The following is a 2,439-nucleotide window of genomic DNA, read 5'->3' on the forward strand; positions in this document are numbered from 1 at the left end:
ATGGTATTTCGAGTCTCTATCATCTGAGTGCCCCGTTAAGCAGCACCTTCTATACCAATACCCAGACGGCACGGCAGTATGTTCAGGATACGAAAAATAAGGTTCTATCCTTTGATACGATGCCCTCAACCAGCGGTACTGAGCAACTATTTAGCGCCTTAAGTAGCCAGATGGTAGCTGCAGGAAGAGTAAAGAGTTTGAGCTATAGTGATCCTATTTTGACGAACTTTGTGGCGTATGGCGACCTCGGTCAAGCGATTTATGAGATGGATCAGCAGTATGCGAAAGCCAAAGCAGAAGCGATTGAGGCTGCTAAGCGCAAGGCGGAACAAGAAGCAGCAGAACGGGAAGCCTCTTATCGCCGTCATCATCCCATCCAAGCCTGGCTGAAGGATCGTTCTGATGAGATTGGTTCTTGGTGGGGGGATGTCGTTGAGGGGACACGGAACCTACCGCTTCCTCAAGGAGTGAAGGACACGCTCCTGTTTACGGAAGGTTTTATTGGTGCAGCTGGAAGTATGATTTCAGAGACTGCGATAGGTGCGGTTGATTTGACACAGATCATTGATATTGCCATTACTGATGGCGTTAATCGTCTGACAGGTGTCCAAACTCCAGAGTGGATGAAGCGAGACTTGAAAGGGACAGTAGATAATCTGTCTAGCCTTGTAGAATTAGGAGTAGGAACCTATACTGCTCTGACTGATCCAATAGCGACTATACGTGGACAGGCTCCCAATGCTAGTTATATGGATAAGGCTGCTTATCGAGCTCAGCAGACAGGGAAAGCTCTCTGGGATCAGATTATTCACATGGATGCCTATGATGTAGGAGGTCTGACTTTCGAGATTGCCAGTCTTTTTGTTAGTGCAGCAGCTGTAGGTAAGGTGGCTAAGGGGACAAATATTGGAGCTAAGGCCGCTGAGATGATTGGCTTAGCCAAGAGTACCAAGGTAAGAATCCTCGCAACTGTCGAAAAATGGGGCTCAAAGGTTGACAATATCTTAGCGAAGAGCAATCCTGTCATTCGTCAATTTGGGGAGAAATTATTAGATACCCGAATTCCAGCTGGCCTCCGTCGGGAAGCCTTTACCTTTGCGGATGAAGTAGGCTCCCTGTCTGCCTTTAGCGGTGAGAGCAAGATGCTGCGTGAGGTCATGCAGTTCTCTAGTAAACATGTGGATGAGGTGATAGAGAAAACAAGCAGACTTCCTTTTATCGAAGGGATGAGCCCAGAAGATGCCCGTCGCTATGAACAATGGACTAAGTATGCAGAGGCAGGAATAGAACCTGTGGATAGGGTTAAATTAGGGGATTGGACGTACCCGCTGGATTTAGAGCTTTACCTTGCGAATAAAAATGTGTATGACAATCCGGATTATTTTAACCAAATAACTGGGAATGTAACCTATCCAGGAACACCAGAAAGTGCATTTGGAAGAGTTGATGGTAGTATCCATAAAGACGGCTTCCTAAATGGAGAATACAGAGAATCAATTTTACTACCTGGAACTAAAATTAATAGGATTGGGTCCAATCCAACAGGCAGGTATTTTTCACCTGAGGGTGCAACTTTTGGAGAGAAGGCTTTGCCTCCTTTCATGAAATCACAACCTAATTCTGATTATATTGTTCTTAAAGAAATATCTATAAAAGAGGGTATTGTTGCACCATGGTTTGATGAACGAGGACTGGGAACACAATATTTGACGGACTTGACGATTGATGAATTGGAAAAAGGTGGTTATGTCCTTAAAATTAAATAAGAGGTAAATTATGTTAGCAGAGTTAAAGACTAAAATTGAAAATGAAGTTTCTGAAATTAAAGATATCAATTTATCAAATTTAGGAGTATATTTTTTGCATCAACCACCTTATTTTCCTGAGGGAATAAGTGTAGTTGAGAATAAGAAAGACAGCTATAATTTGATTTTTACTGAACGTGGAAAAATAACATCTGAAGAAATTGATTTAACTGCAGATGAGGTGGAATACCGAATATTAAAAGTTATAGTGCAAATTATCTCATCTGAAAAAATAGGGGGGATTAGTGAGTTTGAAATTAATGAATTAATCAATAATCTTGAGTTTGATAGAATTGAACAATTAGTTAAACAGATGAAAGAAAAAAGATGCCAATATGAGAAAAAATTATTGGATAAAATAAACCCCAAATATTCTATTTGGTATGAAAATGAAAACCAATCTCAAATTGCTGAGTAGAATTTGAAATAGACAGATTCTACGATAACTAGCGTTCTTACTTAAGAACGGCTAAGGAAAGGCAAGTTATACTCATTTAGTTTAACTTTTATTACTTCGTTAACTCGCTTTGCCGTACTCCAGTACAGCCTGCAGCTCGTTGCCTAGTACTAAAAGTAAACTAAACAACTATAAAGTATAAAATTTATTCCCACATACGCAGTGATATACTCCCCT

2 protein-coding genes are annotated in these 2,439 nt (G+C 40.8%); both read left to right on the top strand.

Going from position 1 to position 2,439, the window contains the following annotated elements:
- Positions 1–1,766, top strand: a 1,766-nt coding sequence (locus ACVPON_RS05230) for a TNT domain-containing protein (RefSeq protein WP_462876855.1), incomplete at its 5' end; no start/stop codon positions are given.
- A gap of 10 nt (positions 1,767–1,776) precedes the next feature.
- A complete protein-coding gene (locus tag ACVPON_RS05235) occupies positions 1,777–2,223 on the top strand; it encodes a hypothetical protein (protein WP_462876857.1) in 447 nt (148 codons plus the stop codon).
- Positions 2,224–2,439 lie beyond the last annotated feature (216 nt).

The sequence above is a fragment of the Streptococcus sp. 1F3 genome, from assembly GCF_054968985.1.

Coding starts and splice junctions, on each gene's coding strand:
- ACVPON_RS05235 (WP_462876857.1), top strand. CDS start 1,777: ATGTTAGCAGAGTTAAAGACTAAAATTGAAAATGAAGTTTCTGAAATT.